Genomic DNA, 22,392 nt, shown 5'->3' with positions numbered 1-22,392 from the left:
GGTGAAAGCGTGAGCGTCAGTGCAGCGTCTCGCCGCGCTCCTCGGCCTCCTTGGCGCGCCGGTACGACGCGGCGATCTCCGCCTCGGCCTCGACCCGGCCCACCCAGGTCGCGCCCTCGACCGACTTGCCCGGCTCCAGGTCCTTGTAGACCTCGAAGAAGTGCTGGATCTCCAGCCGGTCGAACTCGCCCAGGTGGTGGATGTCGCGCAGGTGCTCCTGACGCGGGTCCTCGTAGGGCACGCAGAGGACCTTGTCGTCGCCGCCCTTCTCGTCCGTCATCCGGAACATGCCGATGGTGCGGCAGCGGATCAGGCAGCCCGGGAACGTCGGCTCCGGCACCAGCACCAGCGCGTCCAGCGGGTCGCCGTCCTCGCCCAGGGTGCCCTCGATGAACCCGTAGTCGGCCGGGTACTGCGTGGAGGTGAAGAGGGTGCGGTCCAGCCGGATGCGGCCGGTCGCGTGGTCTACCTCGTACTTGTTCCGGTGACCCTTGGGGATCTCAACCGTGACGTCGAAATCCATCTTCCACGCTCCCTCGTTTGCCCACGCTGGCTAACGGAAACCAGCGGCTCACCCCCGGCGCGGGGTGAACGCCCCCCGTCGGCTCCGGCCGCCGCATAGTGTTCGGACCGAAGTAGTGTCGCCCAAGGCGATTTCGAGCGGGGAGGAGGGGGCCGTGGGGAGGGAAGATTCACACTACCGCCCCGAGAGGGTTGACGGGCGCGGGTCCGCCGGTTCCGGTTCCGGCGGGGCCACCGGGCGGGTGTCCGTCCCTGGTGCGAACGTCCCCCATCGTCCGGCTCCGGCCACCGGGTCCGCCCGCGTCGGCCCGCCGCACCACGGCTCCGGCCCGGCGAGCGGCTCGGCCCGCGTCGGCCCGTCCCACGACCCGACGGCTCCGCTGAACTGGCCCGGCGCGCCGGACTCGATCCCGGTCAGCCCGCCGGTCCCGCCGGTCGGCGCCGCGCCGCCCGTACCCTCAGGGCCGCCCCCGGGCCGGCCGCGACGCGGCCGGCGGCTCGTCGCGGCGCTCGCCTGCGTGCTCGTGCTGGCCCTGGCGGTGGCCGGGCTCGCCGTGCTGCGCCCCGGCCCGGTCGCCGGGTGGCTGGGCGACGACGACAGCACGGGTACGGCGGTCGCCGCGCCGCCCGAGCCCTCCCCGCAGGCCGTGCTGGCCGGGCCGGACGGCAACGCCCCGCTGCCCACCGAGGCCGGCATCCGCACCGCCCTCGACCCGCTGGTCCGCGCCGCCGCGCTCGGCGACCGGGTGCACGTGTCGGTGGCCGACGTGAGCACCGGCCAGGCGCTCTACGGCAGCGGTCAGGACACGCCCACCGTGCCCGCCTCGGTGACCAAGCTGGCGACCGGCGTGGCGGTGCTCGCCGCGCGTGGCCCGGCCTACCGGATCCCGACCCGCGCGGTGGCCGGGGCGAACCCGGGCGAGGTGGTCCTGGTCGGCGGTGGTGACCCCACGCTCGCCGTGGACAAGAACGGCTTCTACCCGGGCGCGGCCCGGCTGGACGACCTCGCCGCCCAGGTGCGCGACGCGCTCGGCGGCACCGCGCCGACCAAGGTGATCGTCGACTCGTCGCTGTTCAGCGGCCCGGTCTTCGAGCCCGGCTGGGACGCCGACATCCCCACCGGCGGTTTCGGCGCGGCGATCACCGCGTTGATGACCGACGGCGCCCGGAAGAACGCGGCTGAGGCGCGGCGCACCGCCGAGCAGACCAATCACGCCGCCGAGCGGGTGCCGCAGCCCGACCTGACCGCCGGCCGGCAGTTCGCCAAGCTGCTCGGCCTGACCGGCGGCGCCGCCCAGGTGACCCGGGGCACCGCGCCGGGCGCGTCCGGCGCCACGGGTACGGCCCCCGGCGCCGAGCTCGGAAAGGTCGAATCACTGCCGATGATCCGGCTGGTCGACATCATGATCAGCGACAGCGACAACGTGATCGCCGAGGCGATGGCCCGCCAGGTGGCGCTCGCCAAGGGCAAGCCCGGCTCGTTCGCCGGCGGCGCGGCCGCCACCGACCAGGTGCTCGGCGAGCTGGGCCTGCCCGCCGGCGAGATCAGCCTGGCCGACGGCAGCGGGCTGTCCCGCACCAACCGGATCAGCCCCTCGCTGCTCACCGACCTGATCACGCTCGCCGGCAACGGCAGCCATCCCGAACTCGCCGCGATCTTCGGCGGTCTGCCGGTCGGTGGCTGGTCCGGCACGCTCGACGAGCGCTACCGCGCGGCGGCGACCCGCGCCGGAGCGGGTGTCGTCCGGGCCAAGACCGGCACGCTGAGCGGCGTAAACGCGATCGCCGGCACGGTGACCACAGCCGACGGCCGGCTGCTCACGTTCGCCGTGCTCACCGACCGGACCCAGGGCTCGCTGGACGACACCCGGGCGGCGCTGGACCGGATCAGTTCGGCGCTGGCCGGGTGCGGCTGCCGCTGACCGACGGGCGTCGATAGGCCGGCGCGAGCCCGGGTGGGGGTGTTCCGGCGCGGGTACGGTGGGTTCATGGCGCAGTTCGTGGACTGGGATCTGGCCGCCGCGACAGCGGGGGCGCTGAGCAAGTCGGGCCCCCGGGTGTCGTACGCCGAGGCCACCGACGTGGTCGGCGACCTGCGCCGGCTGACCGAGGAGGCGGCCGGTCACGTCGCCGACTACACCGGGCTGCGTGCGCAGGTCGCGCACCCGCCGGTACGCGTGGTCGACCGCCGGGACTGGGCGGCGGCGAACATCGCCGGGCTGCGTGAGGTGGTCTCCCCGCTGGTCGAGCGTCTCTCCGGGGACAAGCGGCCGGGCGCGCTCACCGAGGCGATCGGCTCCCGGGTCACGGGTGTGCAGGCCGGCACCGTGCTGGCGTACCTCTCCGGCCGCGTGCTCGGCCAGTACGAGGTCTTCGCCGGCGACCCCGGCCAGCTGCTGCTGGTGGCCCCGAACATCCTGGAGGTCGAGCGGAAGCTCGGCGCCGACTCGCGTGACTTCCGGCTCTGGGTGTGCCTGCACGAGGTGACCCACCGCACCCAGTTCACCGCCGTGCCGTGGATGCGCGCGTACTTCCTCGGCGAGGTGCAGGCGTTCGTGGACGCCTCCCAGGGCGGCGAGCACCTGCTGGAACGGCTCCGCCGCGGCGTGGCGACGCTCTCCGACGCGGTCAAGGACCCGGAGAGCCGGGCCAGCGTGCTCGACATCGTGCAGACCCCGGCGCAGCGCGCGGTGCTGGACCGGCTGACCGCGCTGATGACGCTGCTGGAGGGCCACGCCGAGTTCGTGATGGACGGCGTCGGCCCGCAGGTCATCCCCAGCGTCGAGTCGATCCGGGCGGCGTTCAACCGCCGCCGCGAGTCCGGCAACCCGCTGGAGAAGGCGATCCGGCGGCTGCTCGGCATCGAGGTCAAGATGCGCCAGTACGCCGAGGGCCGCAAGTTCGTGCACGGCGTCGTCGACCGGGTGGGCATGCAGGGCTTCAACAAGATCTTCTCGTCGCCGCTGACGCTGCCCCGCCTGGACGAGCTGGGCGACCCGGACGCCTGGGTGTCACGCGTACACGGGCCCGCCGGTGCCACCCCGCCAGTCGGCTGATCCGGCCGGTTCGGCTGGTCCGCTCGGTCCGGCTTCTTCCGCGGGCCGGGCGGATTCCGGCGCCCGGTCGCGCCGCTCGCCGTCGCCCGCTCCCGCCGTCGCCGCCGTGCGGCTCGCCGTCCGCCGGGTGCTGACCGGCCTGCCCGGCGGCGGCCCGGTGCTGGTGGCCTGCTCCGGCGGGGCCGACTCGCTCGCGCTCGCCGCCGCCACCGCGTTCGTGGCCCCCCGGCTCGGACGGCAGGCCGGCCTGGTGACGGTCGACCACGGCCTGCAAGCCGGGTCGGCGGAACGGGCCGAGGCGGTCGCCGACTGGGCCCGCGCCGAAGGGCTCGACCCGGTCGAGGTGCTTCCGGTACGCGTGGACGGCCGGCCCGGCGGTCCGGAGGCGGCCGCCCGCGAGGCCCGGTACGAGGCGCTGATCGCGGCCGCCCACCGGTTCGACGCAGTCGGTGTGCTGCTCGGGCACACGCGCGACGAGCAGGCCGAGACCGTCCTGCTGGCGCTGGCCCGGGGCGCCGGACCGCGCGGGCTGTCCGGGATGCCGGAGCGGCGCGACGTCGACGGGGTACCCCTGCTGCGCCCACTGCTCGACGTCCCGCGCGCCAACACCCGGGCCGCCTGCGAAGCGCTCGGGCTCGACCCGTGGGCGGACCCGCACAACGCCGATCCGGCGTACGCCCGGGCCCGGGTCCGGTCCGACGTGCTGCCGGGACTCGTCGACGCGCTCGGGCCGGGGGTGGTGGCCAACCTGGCCCGTACCGCCGGGCTGCTCGCGGCCGACAACGCCGCGCTCGACGCGCTCGCCGACGCCGCGCTCGCCGACGCCCGGACCAGGGAGGGCGGGCTGTCCGTAGCCGGGCTCGCCGAGTTGCCGGCCGCCGTCCGTACCCGGGTGCTGCACACCTGGGCCCGCGAGCTGGGCGCCGCGCCGGCCGCGCTGTCCCACAGGCACGTGGCCGCGCTGGACGCCCTGGTCACGGCGTGGCGCGGACAGGGCCCGGTGCACCTGCCCGGCAACCACCAGGTACGCCGCCACGCGGGTCACCTCCTGCCCTGACCCGAGCGGGCGGCCCCCCTACCCCCCCGTTGATCAAGGCCTTTTGGTCACGTTCCGGCCCTCCCCAGCCCGCAAACTCCTTGATCACCGCTCCAGAGGTGCCGGCGGTGTGGGGTGGGTCAGGTGGTCTGGCGGTCTCGGAAGGTGGTGCGGTAGGCAAGCGGGGTGGTGCCCACCCGGCGAGTGAAGTGGTGCCGCAGCGCTGCCGCGTCGCCGAAACCGGCCTGCTCGGCGACGCCCTCCACGCTCAGTGACGTGTCCTCCAGCAGGTGCCGGGCCAGCAGCACCCGCTGGTTGGTCACCCAGTCGTGCGGGGTGGTGCCGGTCTCGGCGCGGAACCTGCGGGCGAACGTACGTGGGGCCATCCCGGCGCGCGCCGCCAGCTCGTCCACTGTCACCTGTCGCGGCAGGTGTCCCATCAACCATTCCAGCACCGGTTCCAGCGTGGGTGCCTCCGGCGCCTTGGGGATCGGCGCCTCGACGTACTGCGACTGGCCGCCGTCGCGGTGCGGCGGCACCACCATCCGGCGGGCCAGCCGGGTCGCCACCGCGGAGCCGTGCTCCTGGCGTACCAGATGCAGGCAGGCGTCGATGCCGGCGGCGGTGCCTGCGCTGGTGAGCAGCCGGTCGTCCTGCACGTAGAGCGAGTCGCACTGGACCCGGGCGGCCGGGAAGCGCTGCTGGAGTTCGTCGGTGTACCGCCAGTGGGTGGTGCAGTCGCGCCCGTCTAGTACGCCCGCCTCGCCGAGGACGAACGCGCCGGCGCAGACGCTGAGCAGCCAGGCGCCCCGGTCGGCGGCGCGGCGCAGCGCGGCGAGCACCGGCTCGGGGACCGGGGTGCCGTCGGCGTGCGCGGGGACCGCCACCAGGTCGGCGTCCTCGACCGGGCCCAGGCCGGCGGTGGGGGTGAGCAGGAACCCGGAGCGGCTGCGGACCGCGCCGCCGTCGGCGGTGCAGACGTCGAACCGGTATCCGGGGAAGCCGTCGGCGGTGCGGTCGGTGCCGAAGACCTCGGCGAGCACGCCGAGTTCGAACGCGGCGACGTGGTCCATGGCGATGACGGCGACCGAGCGGAGCATGTGACGAGGGTAACCCGACAGGTGGCAGGAAATCGATTCCCGATGACATTCCTGCCACTGTCCGGATCGGTCGGCGGCCCGCAGAATCAATGGTGTCCGGTGCGCACCGGCGGCGAAAACAGTCTCAACCATGCGAAAGCGAGCGCCGCCATGACCGTTCTGCTGCTCCTGCTCTTCCTGCTCCTTCTCGTCGGCGCCAGCGCCTTCGGGTTCACCGCCGACACCCGCGACTCGGCCGACTGGAAGCCGAGCGACGACGGGCAGCGCTGGCGCTCCCGTACCTGCTGAGGTGATTTATTCAGTTCGCGCCGATAATCCCCGGCGGGACCGCGCCAAAAGGGGCGGCCCCGCCGACGGCGGCGCGGGGGCGTACGGCAGGCTAGGAGCATGGCTGACGGCTCCTGGTACGACGCCGACATCGACCACGTGATCATCTCGGAGGCGCAGATCCGCGACAAGACCGCGGAGCTGGCCAAGCAGGTCTCGGCGGACTACGCCCACGTCGAGGACGGCCTGCTGCTCGTGTGTGTGCTCAAGGGAGCGGTCATGTTCATGGCCGACTTCGCCCGTGCGCTGGGCCGCCAGGGCCCGCCCGCCGAGCTGGAGTTCATGGCCGTCTCGTCCTACGGCCAGGGCACCACCTCGTCCGGCGTGGTCCGCATCCTCAAGGACCTGGACCGGGACATCGCCGGCCGCCACGTGGTGGTCGTCGAGGACATCGTCGACTCCGGCCTGACGCTGTCCTGGCTGCTGCGCTACCTGGAGTCGCGCTCCGCGGCGAGCGTCGAGGTGGTCGCGCTGTTCCGCAAGCCGGACGCGGTCAAGGTGCAGGTCCCGGTCAAGTACGTCGGGTTCGACATCCCCACCGAGTTCGTCGTGGGCTACGGGCTCGACTTCGGCGAGCGGTACCGCGAGGTGCCCTACGTCGGGGTGCTCAAGCCCGAGGTGTACGCGCGGGCCTGAGGCTTTGCCGAGCCCTTCGTCAGCTGACATTCAGCGGGCTCTCAGTCTTCCGGTCTACGGTAGGGACCGGTGACGTGGAGGCACCCTCCACGCCCGGCCCCTCGAACCGCGTGACCGTGCGGTGTGGGCGGGCCGGGTGGGAGCTCCCCGCCACGCCGGCTCAAACCCGGGTTCGCCCTACGCGTAAGTGCCGGGCTCGCAAGCTCACTCGTCGCGCGTACGGTGTACCGTCGAATGACCGTGGTGCGGCAGTTTGCGTGCCCCGGGGGTCGGGCCGGCCCGCACGGCGGCCCCGGCCGCCGCTCAAGGCGGCGACACCATTCAGACGGTCAGGACGTCGATCAGGAGGATGCGGGCGCCTCGGCACCCGACTACAGCATGGAACGTACGCGTTTCTTCCGCCGACCGGTGGTCTGGATCATCCTGGTCATCCTCGGCGCCGTTGTGCTCAGTCAACTGTTCACCGCTGGTCCCAGCTACCACCGGGTGGACACGTCCGTCGCGCTCGACCAGCTCAACAAGGGTGGCATCGAGAAGGTCGTCTTCCAGGACAAGGAGCAGACGCTCCAGCTCGACCTGAAGGACAAGGCCAAGTTCGACGGCGACACCACCACTGACAAGATCGAGGCGCAGTTCCCGTACGAGGTCGGCGGCCAGGTCTGGAACCAGGTACGCGAGGCCGAGGCGGCGGACCGCATCACCGGCCCGGTCGACACCAAGGTGTCGTCGGACAGCATCTGGGTCAGCCTGCTGGTCAACCTGCTTCCCATCGCGTTGCTCGTGCTCCTGCTGCTGTTCTTCATGTCGCAGATGCAGGGCGGCGGCTCCCGGGTGCTCAACTTCGGCAAGTCCAAGGCGAAGATGATCACCAAGGACACGCCGAAGACCACCTTCGCTGATGTCGCGGGTGCGGACGAGGCCGTCGAGGAACTGCACGAGATCAAGGACTTCCTGCAGAACCCGGCGAAATACCAGGCCCTGGGCGCCAAGATCCCGAAGGGCGTGCTGCTGTTCGGCCCGCCCGGTACCGGTAAGACGCTGCTGGCCCGCGCGGTCGCCGGCGAGGCCGGGGTGCCCTTCTACTCCATCTCCGGCTCCGACTTCGTCGAGATGTTCGTCGGTGTCGGCGCCAGCCGCGTCCGCGACCTGTTCGAGCAGGCCAAGTCGAACGCCCCGGCGATCGTCTTCGTCGACGAGATCGACGCGGTCGGCCGCCACCGTGGCGCCGGCATGGGCGGCGGTCACGACGAGCGGGAGCAGACGCTCAACCAGCTGCTTGTCGAGATGGACGGCTTCGACACCAAGGGCGGCGTCATCCTGATCGCCGCCACCAACCGTCCGGACATCCTCGACCCGGCGCTGCTGCGCCCGGGCCGGTTCGACAGGCAGATCCCGGTCGACGCCCCCGACATGGAGGGCCGCAAGGCCATCCTGCGGGTGCACGCCAAGGGCAAGCCGTTCACGCCCGACGTCGACCTCGACGCGGTCGCCCGGCGTACCCCGGGCTTCAGCGGCGCCGACCTGGCCAACGTGATCAACGAGGCCGCGCTGCTCACCGCTCGTAAGGAGCAGCGGGCGATCACCAACGACTCCCTGGAGGAGTCGATCGACCGGGTGATCGCCGGCCCGCAGCGCCGGACCCGGGTGATGAGCGACCAGGAGAAGAAGATCACCGCGTACCACGAGGGTGGGCACGCGCTGGTCGCCTGGGCGCTGCCGCACGCCGCGCCGGTGCACAAGGTGACCATCCTGTCCCGGGGTCGCTCGCTGGGTCACACGCTCGTCCTCCCGACGGAGGACAAGTACACCCAGACCCGGGCCGAGATGATCGACACCCTGGCGTACGCGCTGGGTGGCCGGGCGGCCGAGGAACTGGTCTTCCACGAGCCGACCACCGGCGCCGGCAACGACATCGAGAAGGCCACGCAGCTGGCCCGCGCGATGATCACGCAGTACGGCATGAGCTCCAAGCTCGGTGCGATCAAGTACGGCACCAGCGGCGACGAGCCGTTCCTCGGCCGCAACATGGGCCACGAGCGGGACTACTCCGACGCGGTGGCCGCCGAGATCGACGGCGAGATGCGCGCGCTGATCGAGCTGGCCCACGACGAGGCCTGGGAGATCCTGGTGGAATACCGGGACGTCCTGGACAACATGGTCCTGGAGCTGATGGAGAAGGAGACGCTCTCCACCGCCGACATGGCCCGGATCTGCGCGCGGGTGGTCAAGCGCCCGCCGATGGCGCCGTACCACGGCTTCGGCAAGCGTCTGCCCTCCACCGAGCCGCCGGTGCTCACGCCGGCCGAGAAGGAGGCGCTGGCGGCGCAGTCCCGCGCCGACGCCGCCGCCTCGATCGGTGGTTCCAGCAACAACTCGGACGGTACGCACTGAACAGCGATCCGACGACGGCCGGCTCCCACCACAGGGAGTCGGCCGTCTCCGCGACCGAGCCCGACGGGGACGACGCGCTCGACTACGTGGCCGCGCGCCTGATCAGCGGCAAGCTCACCGGTGGCCCGGTGGAGGACAGCGTCGACCTCGCCCGGATCGAGAAGGCGGTCCGCGAGATCCTCATCGCTGTCGGCGAGGACCCGGACCGTGACGGCCTCCAGCAGACGCCCGCCCGGGTCGCCCGCGCGTACGCCGAACTCTTCGCCGGCCTGCGGGTCGACCCCGCGCAGGTGCTCCGCACCACGTTCGAGGCCAACCACGAGGAGCTGGTGCTCGTCCGGGACATCGACGTGATGAGCCTCTGCGAGCACCACCTGCTGCCGTTCCGGGGCAGCGCGCACATCGGCTACATCCCCGGCCCGGACGGCCGGATCACCGGCCTGTCCAAGCTGGCCCGGCTGGTCGAGGTGTTCGCCCGCCGGCCGCAGGTGCAGGAGCGGCTGACCTCGCAGATCGCCGACCTGCTGATGTCCAGCCTCGCCCCGCGCGGCGTGATCGTGGTGCTGGAGTGCGAGCACATGTGCATGGCGATGCGCGGCATCCAGAAGTCCGGCGCGAAGACCATCACGTCCGCCGTGCGCGGCGGCCTCCAGAACGACGCGAAGTCGCGGGCCGAGGCGATGGCGCTGATCATGGCCCGCTGACTCCCGACCGACATCGACGGCCGCGTACTCCCGCCCGGGAGGGCGCGGCCGTCGTCAGTCGGGCAGCATGGCGAGCAGCAGGCCGGCGGCGGTGAGCACCGCCGGGACCAGACAGACCAGGGCGCCGAAGCGGGGTGTCCGGTCCACCCGGTCGGTGGGCCGCGGGCGGAAGACACGCCCCACCGCGAGCCAGCCCAGCATGAACGCGACAGCCGGCAGCGGCAGCCCCACGAGCAGCGCCAGCACCGTCACCGGCCCCGGACCGGCGACCGCGTACAGCAGCAACTGGAGCAGCGGCACCACGAGCGCCAGCGGCCCGTACACCAGCAGGTTGCGCGGCCGGGCCGGCCACCGGGCCAGCCGCGGCAGGCCACGCGCGCTCAGCGTGTCGTCCGCCGCGTCCGCCCAGTCCCCGGCCGCGCGCAGCACCGCCAGCACCGCCGACGGCCCACCCGCCATCGACCGGGCCGCCTCGGTCACCTCCGGCGGCGTCGGGACCAGCGACATCGCCGGTACGCCCAGATCACGCAGCCGGGACTGCTGCGGCGCCAGTCGTTCGCGTACCGCTGTCAGCTCCTCGCGGGCCGCGGCCACCGACCGTGCCTGCTCCCCGGCAGCGGTGGCCGCCGCCCGGCGTACGCCGTCGAGCGCCCGCGCGGCAGCGACGTACTCCGCCCAGGCCGACTCGGCGGGGTCCGCCACGGTGGTCGGGCCACCCGAGCGGGGCCCCGGTACGGCCGTGCCGGTCTCGCTCATGCCGCCCCCTCCCCGGCGCGGTCAGTCGCCCGCGGGTCCGGCTCGACCCGCGCGGTCGCCACTTCGGCCGTGCCGAACGGCACGAAGACCGTGCCCTGCTCGTCCGGGCCGTCCCAGAGCACCGCGCGTCCCGGCCGGGGCCGCCACCAGACCGGGCGGTCGAAGAGCTGCTCCAGCCGGCCGCCCGGAACGTCGGTGACCGCCACGGCGGTGAGCTTGTCCACCTCGCCCTCCGGGCCGAGCAGTCCGGCCAGCGGAGCCGGTGTCCGCCACCAGCCGAGCAGGTGCCGGCCGGCGGGCGGACCTTCCAGCAGCAGCGTCCGCAGCAGGTCGGGCGGCAGCTCGGTGGCGTCCGGCACGTCCAGCCCGAACACCACCAGGTAGCCCGGCTCATCCGACTCCATGGCGGTCCGCAACCCGGCCGCGTCGACGGTCTCCACCCGGTGGCGTCCGGCCAGCTCGGCGGCGAGCACCCCGGCAGGCTCGGCCGAGCCGTTCGCCAGCGGCGCCAGCACGAACCGGGCCGCGCCCGGATGCGCTGCCGCCGCGCTGCGTACCGCCGTGACCAGCAGCCGCTCGGCCTCCTCGTCCCGCCCCAGGACAGCCAGGTTCCGCCCCGCGCCCGGCCCCAGCGGCACCGTCACAGTGGACCGCCGCACGTCCACCGCCCGGCCCAGCAACGCGGCGGGCGCGTGGGCCCGGCCGGCGAGCGCGGCCCGGTGCCGCGGATCGTTGGCGAGCAGCGGGCGGGCGTACCCGGCGAAGACCACAGGCGGCGTCGCCGACTCGCCCCGCGCCTCCCAGAGCCGTCGCCGCAGGTCGGTCAGGACCGCGGGATCCTCGTACGGATCCGGGAAACGGATCATCCGCTCGTGCCCCCGGGTCGCGCCGCGCGGACCGCCCAGGCCACCCGCCGTGTTCACCACCGCGCTGCCCACCGGCAGACCGGCCGCCGAGTCATTCGCCGGTTCCAGCACCGCCGAGCCGCCGGGCAGCGCCACCCGCACCGGGAACTGGCCGAGCAGCGGGTCACGCGGACCGCCGATACCCAGGTCACCCTCGCCGGCCAGCACCAGGTGTATCCCGTACGACCGGCCGGCGCGGGCGAGCGCGTCCAGCCGGGCCAGCAGGTCGGCGGCGAGCCGGTCCCGCTCGCGCAGCGCCAGCGGGAAGTTGTCGACCACGCAGACGATGCGTGGGAGCGGCTGGTGCTGGCGCAGCTCGGCGTAGCGCTGCCCACCGGCCCGCCGGGACGCCTCCTCGCGGCGGCGCAGCTCCGCCTCCAGCTCGCCGAACAGGTCGGCCACGTACTCCCGGTCGGCCGCCATCCCGGTGGCGCGCACCTGCGGCACCCAGGAACGGTCCCGCTCGGTCTGGAGGAACTCCACGAACGACTCGCCGTCGGCCAGGTCGGCGAGGTAGAGCGCCAGCTCGTCCGGGCCGTACCGGGCGGCGAGGCCGAACAGTGCGTCGGTCAGGAACGCCGACCGGCCCGCCTGACCTCGGCCGCTCACCAGCCAGTGCGGCGTCAGCTCGGTGAAGCCCAGGCTGACCGGGCGCCCGGCGGCGTCACCCACAGTGGTGCTCAGTCCGTCGGCCGAGCCGGCCGTCCAGAAGCCGTCGGCTGGCAGCAGGTCACGCAGCGAGAGGCGGGAGCCGTCCTCGATCTGCCGGGCCAACCGCGCGCACACGTCCGCGACCAGATCGGCGGGCGGATCCTCGTCGAGGAACACGGGCGAGTTCAAGCCGACCGGCGGCTCGGCGCCGGGACTGCTGAAGCCGGCGCCGGGCGGGTCGCCGACCAGCGCGTACGCGGTGCGGACCGTGACCGGGGTGGCGCGCGGCAGCGGACTGCCGTCCGGCCAGCCGGCGAGCACCAGATGCAGCCCGGCGCGCGGCCCGCCCTCGGCCAGTCCGGCGAGCCGGTCCAGGTCGGCGGTAGTCGTACCGTCGGGCAGCGCGGCCACCACGAGCAGCAGCGTCCGGTCGTGCCCGCGCTGCCGGGCCGTTCCGGCCGCCACCCACTGCTCCGCCTCGGCCAGCACCGCACGCATCCCGGCGAGGTCGGTGGCGGGCGGTGGCAGCAGGCCGGCGTCGGCGAGCGGCGCGTACCCGGCGAACGTCGCACCGGAACCGTCGTCGACCGCGCGGGCCAGCAGCGCGCCCGCCGGGGTCGCGGCGAACACGCGCAGCAGCAGCGCGCGGAGCAGCCCGGCCACCCGGGCGTCGGAGGCGTCGGCGTCGAGGCTCACATGGCCGCTGCCGAGCAACGGCACCAGCGCGGGGAAGCGGGCGTCGTCGAGCGGCGCCGCGGTGCCCACCCGGACCAGCGGCGGCAGGCCGTCACCGGGAGGCGTCGTCGCGCTCAGCGACTCCAGCGGCCCGCCGGCCCAACCCGGCGCAGCTACTTCTGCAGCCGCCCGCAGGCGCTCGGCCAGCTCGTACTGCCGGTGGTGGTCGGCCGGCGCGGGCCGGATCTCGTCGAGGATGCCCGCCGCCGCCGTCGCGGCGGCCTCGGCCCGGCGGTGCAGCGCGGCGGCCCGGCCGGCGCGCGCCTTCGGAGTCGCCACCGCGTCCACCTCTCTTTCCGAGGCCGACATGTCCTCCCCGAGGTGTGACGGTAACCCAGGCGGCGGCCGTCCACCGGGATGTCGGTCGGCGCGGTGAGCTGGTCGGCGGTGAGCAGCCTCACCCCGCCGCCGGTCGGCGTCCGCCCGGCGGTTCGCCACGATCCGCCGGTTCCAGGCATTGGGTACGCGCCGCGCAGCCGATAGCCTCAGGAGGTGGAATCAGTGCAGCCCCCCGCCGGTTCCCAGGTGTCCCGAGTACCGGCGCAGCGGACCCCGCCGGAGCAGTTGGCGCCCCTCGCGCCCGCTCCCGCCCCGGTACGCCCCAAGCGTCCGGTGCGCACAGTGCTCGCTGTCGTCGCGGGGGTGCTGGCGGTGCTGTGCACCGTGGGCGGTGTGGTCGGGTTCGTGCTGTACGACCGCGCGACCGCCCCGGACCGAAGCGCCCCCGACGTCGTGGTGGCCAACTACATCCGGGCCTACCTTATCGACCGGAACGACACGAAGGCCCAGGAATTCACTTGTAATGACAGTGACGGGATCGGTGGCATGCGTGATCTCAGGACCGAGCTTGAGCAGCGCGAGGCCAACTTCGGCGTCTCGATCAAAGTGAGCTGGGGCCCATTGCTTCAAGCCGACAATGGATCGGGCGAATCGGTTACCACGACACTTGCCATCTCCAGCTCAAGAGATGGCCAATCGGTAAGTAGTCGTCGGGAAATGTGGCGATTCGACTTGACGGACAACAAGGACGGCTGGCGCGTCTGCGGTGCGAGTAAGGTCGGCTGAGGCCTACTCAAGCCAGAGCAGGTGCACCGGCACCTCCAACGTGGTCGGCGCCTGGCCGCGCCAGGCCCATCGGTACCACTCCAGTTCCGGGGCCACCCGCACGCAGATGTCGCCGTCCGCGCCGGAGTAGGTCTCGGTGACGGCACGCAGGTCGCGTCGTTCCACGCCGTTGTCCACGTGCACCACGCGCCGCCCGGTCACCGCGTCGGCCTCGAACACCGGCGTGGGTGGCCGGCGTTCCGGCACGTCCAGCGAGACCAGCCGGAGACCCGGGGCGCTCGCCCCGGCAGCCGGCCGCCGCTCGCCGATGGTCTCCACCCAGACCCGTTCCACAGGTACCAGCGGCGCGAACACCTCCACCTGCTCGGCCTCGGCCCGGTACCACTCGTGTTCCGGGATCACCGGTACGTAGGTGCGGCTGCCCTGCACCACCCGCTCGTCGGCCCGCAGGTCGCCACGCCAGCCGAGGCCGGGCAGGCCGACGAGCACGCGGCGGCCGCGCAGCTCGGTGCCGCCGGTGGCGGGCACGGTCTCCACCGGCCGGGGCGGCAGCGGCGCCCAGTCGGGCCGGTCGGCGAACGGGTCGGGCAGGGGGTTGCTCATCCGCCCGGCCTCACCCGGTCTCGCCGAGGGGCGCGCCCCGCTTGCGCATGAAGGGCACCGGGTTCTCCGCTCCGTTGCTGGACCGGTCGCCGTTCTTGTGCACCTCGAAGTGGAGGTGCGGGCCGGACGAGTTGCCGCTGCTGCCGGAGATCCCGATGACCTCGCCCGCCTCGACCGCCTGACCCGGCACCACGCGAGGTCGTTCGACCATGTGGCAGTAGCGGGTGATGAATCCGCCGGCGTGCAGGATGTCCACGAACCATCCGCAGCCGCCCTTGTTCGGCCAGCCGTCCCGGTCGCAGTCCCGCCGCCCGGAGCGGTCGGGGTCGCAGCGGGCCACCAGCACCCGGCCCGCCGAGGCGGCGTGGATCGGCGTGCCCTTCGAGGCGGCCAGGTCCACGCCGTGGTGGCTGGGGCGGGCCGTGGTGCGGAAACCGGAGACCACACCGCCGGGCAGCGGCGCGGTCCAGCCGGAGGCGGCGATCCGGTCTCCGGCCGCGGCGTCGCACACCGCCTTGCCGGCGATCTCCACGGTCCGGGCGGCGCCGCCGGCCAGCGCGTCGACGATGGCTCCGGCCAGTTCCTCGTGCTTGGCGTAGGCGTCGGGGTAGGCGCTGACCTGGACTTTCTGGGCGACCACAGTGAGCGGGCGCTGCTGCCAGTCCGGCACCTTCTCCATCTTCTGGTAGAACTTGCGGGCCGCGTACGAGGGCGTCATCCGCTGCTCGACGCTGCCCCACCCGGGCCGCTGCTGGAACAGGCCCAGCGAGTCGTGGTCGGCGCCGACCCCCTCGTGCGGCAGCGCGAGCGACGCCGGCACCGTGCTGTTGGCGAGGTTGCGCAGCGCTGATTCCTGCATCGCGGTGGCCAGCGCGATCACCCAGCCGCGAGCGGGGAGCTTCATGTCCTGGCCGACCTTGATGATGACCGCGGCGTTGCGCAGCTGACGCTCGCCGTACTCGGCGAAGCGCGGCATGTCGCCGGTCAGGTTCACCTGGTAGGTGGGGTCGCAGTTCAGGGCCGCGAGCTTCGGGTCGTCCTCGTCGCCGCCGAGTTCGGTGAGGAGGAAGGCGCCGGCCCCGCCGACACAGCAGAGCAGGGCGAGCACGCTCGTGACGACGGTGGCGACCACGCCCAGGCGCAGCTTCCGGCGGACCTGTCCGGCGACGGCCGGGCCGGCGGTCACGACCGCTCCCAGTCGATCGCGTCCACCAGCCAGGGTCCGTCCGGTGCGACGAGTTCGAGCCGGAGCGTGCCGTTGTCCAGCGGAACCACCGCCTCCACGAAGGACTCGGTGCGGGGCCGGAGCGTCGGGGCACCAGTGGTCTTCCGTGCGGGCACTGTCTCCGGGTCGGCATCAGTCATCTTCTCGGCCAGCGCCGGGGTGGAGAGCGGCCGCAGGCGGGCCTGCCACGCGTCGCCGCTGCTGCCCGGGCCGCTCAGCCACGCGGTGGTGAACCGACCGGCGACCTGCTCCGGCGTGTCCTCGCCCGGCCGGGTCTTCGGGGCGACCGCAGTCGGCGGACTGGCGAGCACGCCGTCGTCACCGGCCTCCGGGTCCGCGGTGCTGATCGGCTGGGTGGGGCGGCTGGTCAGGCCGAGGCCCGGATCGCCGGGTCCGGCGACGAGGCGGGCCGCGCCGATCACCCCGAAGACCAGCACGGCGATCATGAGAGCGACCCCGATCCGGGACCGGAGGACCCGGGTGAAGAGGAATTCCAGCGCGCGTCGCACCGGACTCACCGGGCCTCGGAGCGGATGCGCGGCGCCGGCCGGGCCGGTGCGGTGCCGCGGCCCGCCGAGTCCGGCCGGTAGACAGCGTAGGAGGGCGCCTCCTCCGGCACGTCCGGCTCGGTCCAGGTCGACGGTGCGCGCCGGGGGCGGGGAGTGCCACCGGGACGCTCACCCGGCCGTCCGCTCGCGGGCGCCTCCTCCGGCCTTTCCCGCCCGTCCGGCCGTTCCCGCTCGGCGGGTGTGGCGCTGTGCGCCGGATCCTCGTGCCGGGCCTCCGGCCGGAGGCTGCGCTGGTCGGCCGTGACGGTGCGGCGCTTGCCGATCGCCGGTTCGTTGGTGCCGCCGGGCTCGGCCACGTCCAGCCGTGCGGCGATCCGCATGTCCCGGAAGAACCGGCGGTGCCAGGAGCCGGCCGAGCTGACTGCCTCGCTGCTGTCCTTGCCGCCGAGCTGGGTGATCCGGCGGTACGGCCGCAGCAGCAACCAGCCGACCACACCGCAGAGCCAGACCAGGACCACCTGGAGCCAGCCGGGCAGCGTGGCGGTGTTCATGATCAGGTCGACGGCGAAGAGGTAGATGGCCGCGCCGGTGCCGAAGATGGCGATGTTGAAGACGGCGGCGACCACCGCGTTCGCCAGCCGCCGAAGGCCGGCGCTGGCCGGGCGCATCAGGCCGACAGTGCCGAGGATCGGTGCGGCGATCACCGCCCAGCGGAAGATCAGGAAGCCGAGCAGCACCAGCAGCGACGCGGTGAGGTCGAACATGGCGAACAACACCGAGGCCAGCACCGCGATGAAACCGGCGCCGATCCGGTCCATGTCCCGGGTGCCCTGGAGGTACTCGTACGCCTCCGGGTCCTCGGTCTTGATCTGCTCGGCGACCTTGGCCCACTGCTGCTGCTTGGCCTTGATGACCACGTCGCGGGTGGCCGGGTTGGACCGGATCGACGCGGCCTCGTCCCAGGTGAGCGACTTCGCGTCGTAGAGCGCTTGGCCGTACTTCTTCGCGGTCTCGCTGTCCGCCGAACCGAGCACACCGCGCAGCCAGTTCCGGTAGAGCATCGTCTCGGTCGCCGTGTCGCTCGCGCGCACGGCGGGGGGACGGTGATCCTTGCACGCCTGCGGATTCGGGTCGTCACACTGGCCTGGCGGGGTGTCCTTGGTAGACGGGCCGACCGCGTCGTGCACCACGCCCAGAGTGCTGATCAGCGTGTTGTCGGCGATGTTCGCGGACTTGACCGGCCATGCGGCCAGCGCGGTCACCGCCACCATCACCAGCAGCGCCCAGCCCGCGGTGGTCATCGCGTTGCTCATGTCCGACTGGCGGGACCGCCAGAGCAGGTAGAGGCCGACCACGCAGACGGTGATGATGCCGAAGACGCTGAACACCTTCTGGTAGACGGCCTTGGTGGCCTGCTCCACCAGCGGGTCGGCCCAGCTCCACATCGTCCGCGGATCCCAGGCGCGCTCGCGCAGCGCGTTCGAGGCACCGATCACCGCGTTGGCGAACATGAACTCGCCGTTGGCGACCATCGTCGTGAAGCGGTAGTCCGGATGCAGCACGGAGGAAGCGCAGCCGCCGTCGATGTCGTACGTGTTGTAGCTGTACCCGGCGTACCCGTAGTCGCTGTAGAGGCCCTTCGGGCCGGGCTCCTTCGCCGAGTCGGGCCGGGACGCGAACCAGCCGGCCAGGCCCGAGTCCGGCGCGGCGGGCACCGGCGCGTTGCGGCACTCGACCTGGTCCTCGCTGACCGCCTTGAGCCTGCCGACGCAGGACCGGAAATCGGCCTGCCACTCCTTGGTGGTGCACAGCTCGGCCCGCGCCTGGGTGACCGGCGCGGCGGCGTACGCGGGTGTGGCCGCCCCGATCACCGGCCAGGAGATCGTGGCCCCGGCGAGTACGCCGAGCGCGAGGAGGAGCGCCGCGATCCGTGCCCGGGCCCTCGCCATGTCACGCCTCCAGATCAGCCAGGACGGTCGGCAGTATCCCGGCGGCCTGGGCGACCGCGGCGGGGGTGGTGTCCAGGTGCTCCAGCAGCCCGTCGACGTACGACACGTCGACCCGGACCTTCTGCACGCGCCCGTCGACGTCGCGCATGACGAACTCGCGGAAGCCGAGCCGGTTGGCCGATCCGCTGTCCGCCTGGGAGAGCGAGGCGAGTGTGGCCTCGTAACCGTCGTCGACAGGCACCCGCAGCAGGCGCAGCGCCTCGGAGGCGATCTCGCTGTCCTCGGCGATCCGGCCGACGAAGACGGTGGAGACGAGGTTCTGCACGTCGAGGCCGAGGATGTCCTTCGGGTTCTGCGACGCGACGAGCGCTGCCAGGTTCCACTTACGGGAGTCGCGGGCGAGCCGCACCAGGAACGAGCGCCCGGACCGCCAGCCCTCCATGAAGTGTGCCTCGTCGAGGCCGACCAGCTTCCGGGAGGACATCGACCCGCCGTAGCAGCGGCGTACGGCGAGCCGGTGCGCGGTGTGCAGCATCGGCAGCGCGAGCGCCTCCTCGGCCGACCAGTACTCCCGCTCGATCTTGAGGTCGGGGAGCCGCAGACCGGCCATGGTGATGACGGTGAGCGCGGCGTCGGCGCCGAGCAGCCCCTCCGGCGGCCGGCCGAAGAAGAGCATGGCCAGCGGCATCTCGGCGGTGTCGAGCAGCAGGTGCGCCAGTTCGCGGCCGGCGTCGTCGTCGAGCCCCTGGAGGCAGGTCACCACGTCGTCGAGCGTGGAGGTCTCCTCGGCCGGCACCTGGCGTACGGCGTGCCGGAACAGCGTGGCGGTGGACGCCTCCCGGGCCACCTGCGGCGGCACCAGCATCATGCAGATGTCCTGCACCAGCATCCGGCGCTCGGCGCGGGCGTTCGACACGGCGATCTCGAACTCGCGGTCGCCCGCCGGACCGGCGCCGAACTCGCTGCGCAACGGCGTCGGGATCAGCGCGTACGGCGCGAGCGTGCCCTGTTCCGAGCCGGTCAGGTTGAGCACCCGGGAGTACGGAGCCAGCTCGGGCATGGCGCAGAGGCGGGCCAGCGGGCCGGACGGGTCGAGCAGCGTCACCTGCACGCCGCGGCGCGCGGCCAGGTAGCCGAGCGCGCCGAGCAGCGTCGACTTGCCACCGCCGGGTTCGGCGACGAAGACGGCGAGGCCGGAGCGCTCGCGTACCTCCATCGGGAAGTGCAGGTCGAGGAAGACCGGCCGGCGGCAGGTGCCGGCGGTCCGCCCGATCAGGTCGCCGCGCCGGTCGCCGACTGTGGACGCGGCCTGGGGCAGCGCGGCGGCGAGCAGGTTGACCGGCATCCGCCGGACGTAGCCGGTGTTGGCGATCGGCTCGCCGGGGATGAACTCGCGGGCCAGCCAGTCCTGGTTCTTCGGGTGCTGGAGCGAGATCCGCAGCTCGCGGGAGTAGAGCTGGATGAGCCGCCGGGCCCGTTCCAGGCACTCCTCCCGGGTACGCCCGCCGACCGCGATCCGGTGCCAGCCGTGTGCCCGGGCCGAGTCGACGGGCAGACCGGTGGTCATCTCGTCGCCGATCACCAGCGCGCGCTTGGCCAGCCGTTCCAGCTCGGGCGGGGCGTCGATGCCGTGCTCGGCGTAGTCGAGCTGCTGGGAGCGGATCATCCGGAGCCGGTGTTCGAGGTTCCGGAAGGAGTCGTTGGGGCCGAGGATGTCGACGCGGGTGGACAGCTCCATCGGCCACGGCAGGCGCTCGTGGAAGTGCAGCCAGGGCTCGTGCCGCTCGGGGATCTCCAGCGGCTCCATCCGGCCGACCGCGAGCACGGCGACATGGCGTTCCTCGCCGGTCATCCGGTTGACCAGCTTCACCGTCGAGCCGTACGGGGTGCGGTAGCGCTCGACCTGCTCGGTGAGGGCCAGCAGGTCGCCGCGTTCCCACCGGCCGCTGGTGATCGGGGACAGGACGCCGGGCGGGGCCATGCACAGCGCCACCGAGCGGTAGAGCAGCCATTCCAGCTCGGGTGCGGTGACCCGGCGCCCGCGCATGCCGAACGCGCCGAGGACCTCGTCGAACTGCTCGACGGTACGGCTCAGCCGGCGCCGCTCGCCGTCGGCGGTGCCCCGGCCGAACGTGCGCAGGAGTCGTTCGGTGAGCGAGTCGCCGAGCGACCGGCGGGCGAACGTGACACCGAGGTAGGTCTGGCCCTCGGCGTGGTTGACCGCCATCAGGTGCCGCTGGGCGGCGACCAGGTGGTCGGCCCAGCCGGTGGTGCCCGGTACGTCGGGCAGCGGCGCGGCGGTGTGCGCGTCGATGGTGCGGGCCCACTCGTCGGCCGGGAAGGGCCGGGTGGTGCGGCGCAGGTGCAGCCGGAACCCGGCGAGTCCGGCGTACTGCTCGGAGATCGCCGAGAGCAGGGCCTCGCGTTCGGCGTCCGGCCGGAACGCCCACCGCACCTCGGGCAGCCAGTACCAGGCGGTGACGGTGTTGGGGGTGAAGGTGAGGTGCCCGGCGATCTCGGTGATGGCCAGCTCGACCGAGGGATCCCGGTCGCCGAACTTGATCTTCGGGGCGCGGACCCGGACCGGCTTGGTCGGCCGGTTGCGGCGTTCCGGCGTGCGCTGCCGGGGCGGCGTCACCTCGCGGTGCGCCGGACGGCCGACCTCCCGCGACGGCGCCGCGCCGGCCGCGAGCGGGTCCGCCGCAGCGAGATCCGGCTCCCGGTATTCGGCGGGCGCGGGGGCGGGGATCTGCGGGGGCGGCGGGAGCGCCGGCTCGGGCTCGGCCGGGGGGCGGAGAGCGGGCAGCCGGTCACCGGCCTGCTGCGGAACCCGGCTACGCGACGGCGGCGGCGGGGCGAGCGCGGCCGGCGGGTCGGGCAGGGGCGGCTCGACCGGCAGCGGCGCGGCGTGCACGGGCTCGGGCCGGGGTCGCCCGACCGCGCGTACCCCAGGGGTCTGCTCGCGGACCGGCGGTTCCGGCTCGGCCCGGGGCGCCGGCTCGACCGGCACGGCGGGCTGGTGCGGGATCGGCAGGGGCTCGCGGCCGACGCCGCGGCGGGGTGGCGCCACCACCGGCTCGACCGGTGCGGGCGGCGTGGACGCGGCGGGCCGCCGGCGGGGCTGCGCACCGCCGAACAGGTCGAGGAAGGGCGAGTCGATGTCGCCGTCGGGGCGTACCGGCTCGCGCGGGGTCATCGGTCGCGGCGGCTGGAACACGCCGACGCGGCTGTGCCCGGGGCTGGTGACGAGCGCGCTGTCGAGGACGACCTCGTCCAGATCCTCGTCCGGTGGGTAGTCGAACGATCGCGCACGGTTACCGTTGGGCCCGGCCGGGGAACCCGGCGTGGAAGAGCGACTCATGCGACCGCCTCACCCGCGTCGTTCGTCTGCACGGTTGTCGTACGCCCGGTCATGCCAGTTCCTCCCGGATCCTGATCCGGCTCGCGACGAGCCGCGGATCCCGCTGCTCGGTGGCCGGTTCCCGGGTGCGTCGCCAGTCGGTCAGCGCGGTCCGGATGACCATGCGCGCGGGCCGGTCCGGGTCGACGTACCGGAAGATGAACGAGGTCGTCACGATCGCCAGCGAGATCTCCCAGGCGGGGAACAGCTCGACCTGGAGCGTGAACAACCAGTGGATGAACATGTAGAGGGGTACGAGCAGCATGAACAGGCCGTACTGGGCGTACGGCAGGTGGACGGGAAGGGTGTACCCGGGCGGCCCCAGGTAGACGAGGCGTGCCCGGTAGATGTCGTCGTCGGTGCGCAGCCGCATCGTCGCCCAGCGCCCTACTCGAAGATCAGGTTGATCAGGTAGTCGCCGACGAAGAAGAGTGTTGCCGCTCCGGCGATGAAGGCCAGGCCGATGATGGCGATGGCCGAGCTGGTCAGCACCTTGGAGATCTCACCCCGGCTGGCCCGGCCGATGAAGATCACCCCGAGGACCGCGAGCAGGATCGGCGCGATCTTGCTGGCGAAGAAGGTGACGACGTTGTCGGTGTCGATGCCCTTCGGTGCCGGCTCGGCGAGTGGAGTCGACGCCAGGGTGTGGAGCGCGTGGTCCACGGCACTGGACGCCGTTGCCATGAGCTCGATGGCGATCACTGGAAACCTCCCCAAGGTCGCGGCCGGCGGCGCCGCGTTGGTGCAAGTAGGCAAGCCTGGCGGGATGGTGCTCGTCAGAGACAGCGCCGTCAACGCTGAGTCCGTCACCCACCACGCAGA

The 22,392-nt window shown here is 73.3% G+C and carries 19 protein-coding genes; 8 read left to right on the top strand and 11 right to left on the bottom strand.

Annotated elements, in window-relative coordinates:
• Positions 1–16: 16 nt before the first annotated feature.
• The gene (locus FB454_RS23680) at positions 17–523 is read right to left on the bottom strand and encodes an inorganic diphosphatase (RefSeq protein WP_013288994.1); all 507 of its coding nucleotides are present in this window, start codon (positions 521–523) and stop codon (positions 17–19) included.
• A 517-nt stretch (positions 524–1,040) separates the two neighbouring features.
• On the opposite strand from FB454_RS23680, the gene dacB reads away from it, so the two are divergent.
• The 3 genes from dacB to tilS all read left to right on the top strand — a co-directional run bounded on the left by dacB (position 1,041) and on the right by tilS (position 4,635).
• Positions 1,041–2,444, top strand: coding sequence for a D-alanyl-D-alanine carboxypeptidase/D-alanyl-D-alanine endopeptidase (gene dacB / locus FB454_RS23675; RefSeq protein ID WP_174361825.1), 1,404 nt, complete (start codon positions 1,041–1,043; stop codon positions 2,442–2,444).
• A 66-nt stretch (positions 2,445–2,510) separates the two neighbouring features.
• Positions 2,511–3,578: a zinc-dependent metalloprotease gene (locus tag FB454_RS23670; protein ID WP_013288992.1), complete on the top strand. Its 1,068-nt coding sequence runs from the start codon at positions 2,511–2,513 to the stop codon at positions 3,576–3,578.
• Positions 3,579–3,684: 106 nt separating this feature from the next.
• Complete coding sequence (gene tilS / locus FB454_RS23665) at positions 3,685–4,635, top strand: tRNA lysidine(34) synthetase TilS (RefSeq protein WP_013288991.1); 951 nt, start codon at positions 3,685–3,687, stop codon at positions 4,633–4,635.
• 119 nt (positions 4,636–4,754) lie between these two features.
• Here the strand turns inward: tilS and FB454_RS23660 are convergent, their stop codons facing one another.
• Entirely contained in the window at positions 4,755–5,714 is a 960-nt protein-coding gene (locus FB454_RS23660; RefSeq protein WP_013288990.1) for a GlxA family transcriptional regulator, read from the bottom strand.
• 150 nt (positions 5,715–5,864) lie between these two features.
• Between FB454_RS23660 and FB454_RS34990 the strand changes: the two genes are divergently transcribed.
• From FB454_RS34990 to folE, 4 genes are all read left to right on the top strand, one after another.
• Positions 5,865–6,002, top strand: a complete 138-nt coding sequence (locus tag FB454_RS34990; RefSeq protein WP_018786602.1) for a hypothetical protein — start codon at positions 5,865–5,867, stop codon at positions 6,000–6,002.
• A 99-nt stretch (positions 6,003–6,101) separates the two neighbouring features.
• Positions 6,102–6,677, top strand: coding sequence for a hypoxanthine phosphoribosyltransferase (hpt, locus tag FB454_RS23655; protein WP_013288988.1), 576 nt, complete (start codon positions 6,102–6,104; stop codon positions 6,675–6,677).
• A gap of 378 nt (positions 6,678–7,055) precedes the next feature.
• Complete coding sequence (gene ftsH / locus FB454_RS23650; RefSeq protein WP_013288987.1) at positions 7,056–9,068, top strand: ATP-dependent zinc metalloprotease FtsH; 2,013 nt, start codon at positions 7,056–7,058, stop codon at positions 9,066–9,068.
• Between the two features lie 86 nt (positions 9,069–9,154).
• Entirely contained in the window at positions 9,155–9,772 is a 618-nt protein-coding gene (gene folE, locus FB454_RS23645; RefSeq protein WP_013288986.1) for a GTP cyclohydrolase I FolE, read from the top strand.
• 54 nt (positions 9,773–9,826) lie between these two features.
• Here folE and FB454_RS23640 read toward each other — a convergent pair whose 3' ends face one another.
• Both FB454_RS23640 and FB454_RS23635 read right to left on the bottom strand, forming a co-directional pair.
• Positions 9,827–10,528, bottom strand: a complete 702-nt coding sequence (locus FB454_RS23640) for a hypothetical protein (RefSeq protein ID WP_030273742.1) — start codon at positions 10,526–10,528, stop codon at positions 9,827–9,829.
• Positions 10,525–13,107 carry an FtsK/SpoIIIE domain-containing protein gene (locus tag FB454_RS23635; protein WP_176739872.1) on the bottom strand — a complete coding sequence of 861 codons (2,583 nt, stop codon included), beginning with the start codon at positions 13,105–13,107 and terminating at the stop codon, positions 10,525–10,527. The genes FB454_RS23640 and FB454_RS23635 overlap by 4 nt, the downstream gene beginning before the upstream one ends.
• Positions 13,108–13,320: 213 nt before the next feature.
• On the opposite strand from FB454_RS23635, the gene FB454_RS23630 reads away from it, so the two are divergent.
• Positions 13,321–13,884, top strand: coding sequence for a hypothetical protein (locus tag FB454_RS23630; protein WP_145823517.1), 564 nt, complete (start codon positions 13,321–13,323; stop codon positions 13,882–13,884).
• 3 nt (positions 13,885–13,887) lie between these two features.
• On the opposite strand, the gene FB454_RS23625 is transcribed toward FB454_RS23630, so the two are convergent.
• Genes FB454_RS23625 through FB454_RS23595 form a run of 7 tightly spaced genes read right to left on the bottom strand, consistent with a single transcriptional unit; the run spans position 13,888 to position 22,272 of the window.
• The gene (locus FB454_RS23625) at positions 13,888–14,487 is read right to left on the bottom strand and encodes a hypothetical protein (protein WP_047892064.1); all 600 of its coding nucleotides are present in this window, start codon (positions 14,485–14,487) and stop codon (positions 13,888–13,890) included.
• Between the two features lie 10 nt (positions 14,488–14,497).
• On the bottom strand, positions 14,498–15,673 hold the full coding sequence (locus FB454_RS23620; RefSeq protein WP_123110627.1) for a M23 family metallopeptidase: 1,176 nt from the start codon (positions 15,671–15,673) through the stop codon (positions 14,498–14,500).
• Positions 15,670–16,230 carry a hypothetical protein gene (locus tag FB454_RS23615; protein WP_145753609.1) on the bottom strand — a complete coding sequence of 187 codons (561 nt, stop codon included), beginning with the start codon at positions 16,228–16,230 and terminating at the stop codon, positions 15,670–15,672. Before FB454_RS23615 ends, FB454_RS23620 begins: the two co-directional genes overlap by 4 nt.
• On the bottom strand, positions 16,227–18,170 hold the full coding sequence (locus FB454_RS23610; protein ID WP_071097534.1) for an MraY family glycosyltransferase: 1,944 nt from the start codon (positions 18,168–18,170) through the stop codon (positions 16,227–16,229). Before FB454_RS23610 ends, FB454_RS23615 begins: the two co-directional genes overlap by 4 nt.
• Before the next feature lies 1 nt (position 18,171).
• Entirely contained in the window at positions 18,172–21,531 is a 3,360-nt protein-coding gene (locus tag FB454_RS23605; RefSeq protein ID WP_145823499.1) for an ATP-binding protein, read from the bottom strand.
• Between the two features lie 49 nt (positions 21,532–21,580).
• Positions 21,581–21,943 (bottom strand): hypothetical protein, encoded by a 363-nt coding sequence (locus FB454_RS23600; RefSeq protein ID WP_013288977.1) that lies wholly within the window; start codon positions 21,941–21,943, stop codon positions 21,581–21,583.
• A 14-nt stretch (positions 21,944–21,957) separates the two neighbouring features.
• A complete protein-coding gene (locus FB454_RS23595) occupies positions 21,958–22,272 on the bottom strand; it encodes a hypothetical protein (protein WP_013288976.1) in 315 nt (104 codons plus the stop codon).
• Positions 22,273–22,392: the final 120 nt, after the last annotated feature.

The organism is Micromonospora sp. CNZ297 (assembly GCF_007827625.1).
This window is presented reverse-complemented; position numbering and strand designations above follow the sequence as displayed.

Bases quoted from the DNA above. Each gene is read 5' to 3' on its own strand.
- FB454_RS23680 (WP_013288994.1), bottom strand. From the start codon at position 523: ATGGATTTCGACGTCACGGTTGAGATCCCCAAGGGTCACCGGAACAAG.
- FB454_RS23670 (WP_013288992.1), top strand. From the start codon at position 2,511: ATGGCGCAGTTCGTGGACTGGGATCTGGCCGCCGCGACAGCGGGGGCG.
- FB454_RS23660 (WP_013288990.1), bottom strand. From the start codon at position 5,714: ATGCTCCGCTCGGTCGCCGTCATCGCCATGGACCACGTCGCCGCGTTC.
- FB454_RS34990 (WP_018786602.1), top strand. From the start codon at position 5,865: ATGACCGTTCTGCTGCTCCTGCTCTTCCTGCTCCTTCTCGTCGGCGCC.
- hpt (WP_013288988.1), top strand. From the start codon at position 6,102: ATGGCTGACGGCTCCTGGTACGACGCCGACATCGACCACGTGATCATC.
- ftsH (WP_013288987.1), top strand. From the start codon at position 7,056: ATGGAACGTACGCGTTTCTTCCGCCGACCGGTGGTCTGGATCATCCTG.
- FB454_RS23640 (WP_030273742.1), bottom strand. From the start codon at position 10,528: ATGAGCGAGACCGGCACGGCCGTACCGGGGCCCCGCTCGGGTGGCCCG.
- FB454_RS23625 (WP_047892064.1), bottom strand. From the start codon at position 14,487: ATGAGCAACCCCCTGCCCGACCCGTTCGCCGACCGGCCCGACTGGGCG.
- FB454_RS23610 (WP_071097534.1), bottom strand. From the start codon at position 18,170: ATGGCGAGGGCCCGGGCACGGATCGCGGCGCTCCTCCTCGCGCTCGGC.
- FB454_RS23605 (WP_145823499.1), bottom strand. From the start codon at position 21,531: ATGAGTCGCTCTTCCACGCCGGGTTCCCCGGCCGGGCCCAACGGTAAC.
- FB454_RS23600 (WP_013288977.1), bottom strand. From the start codon at position 21,943: ATGCGGCTGCGCACCGACGACGACATCTACCGGGCACGCCTCGTCTAC.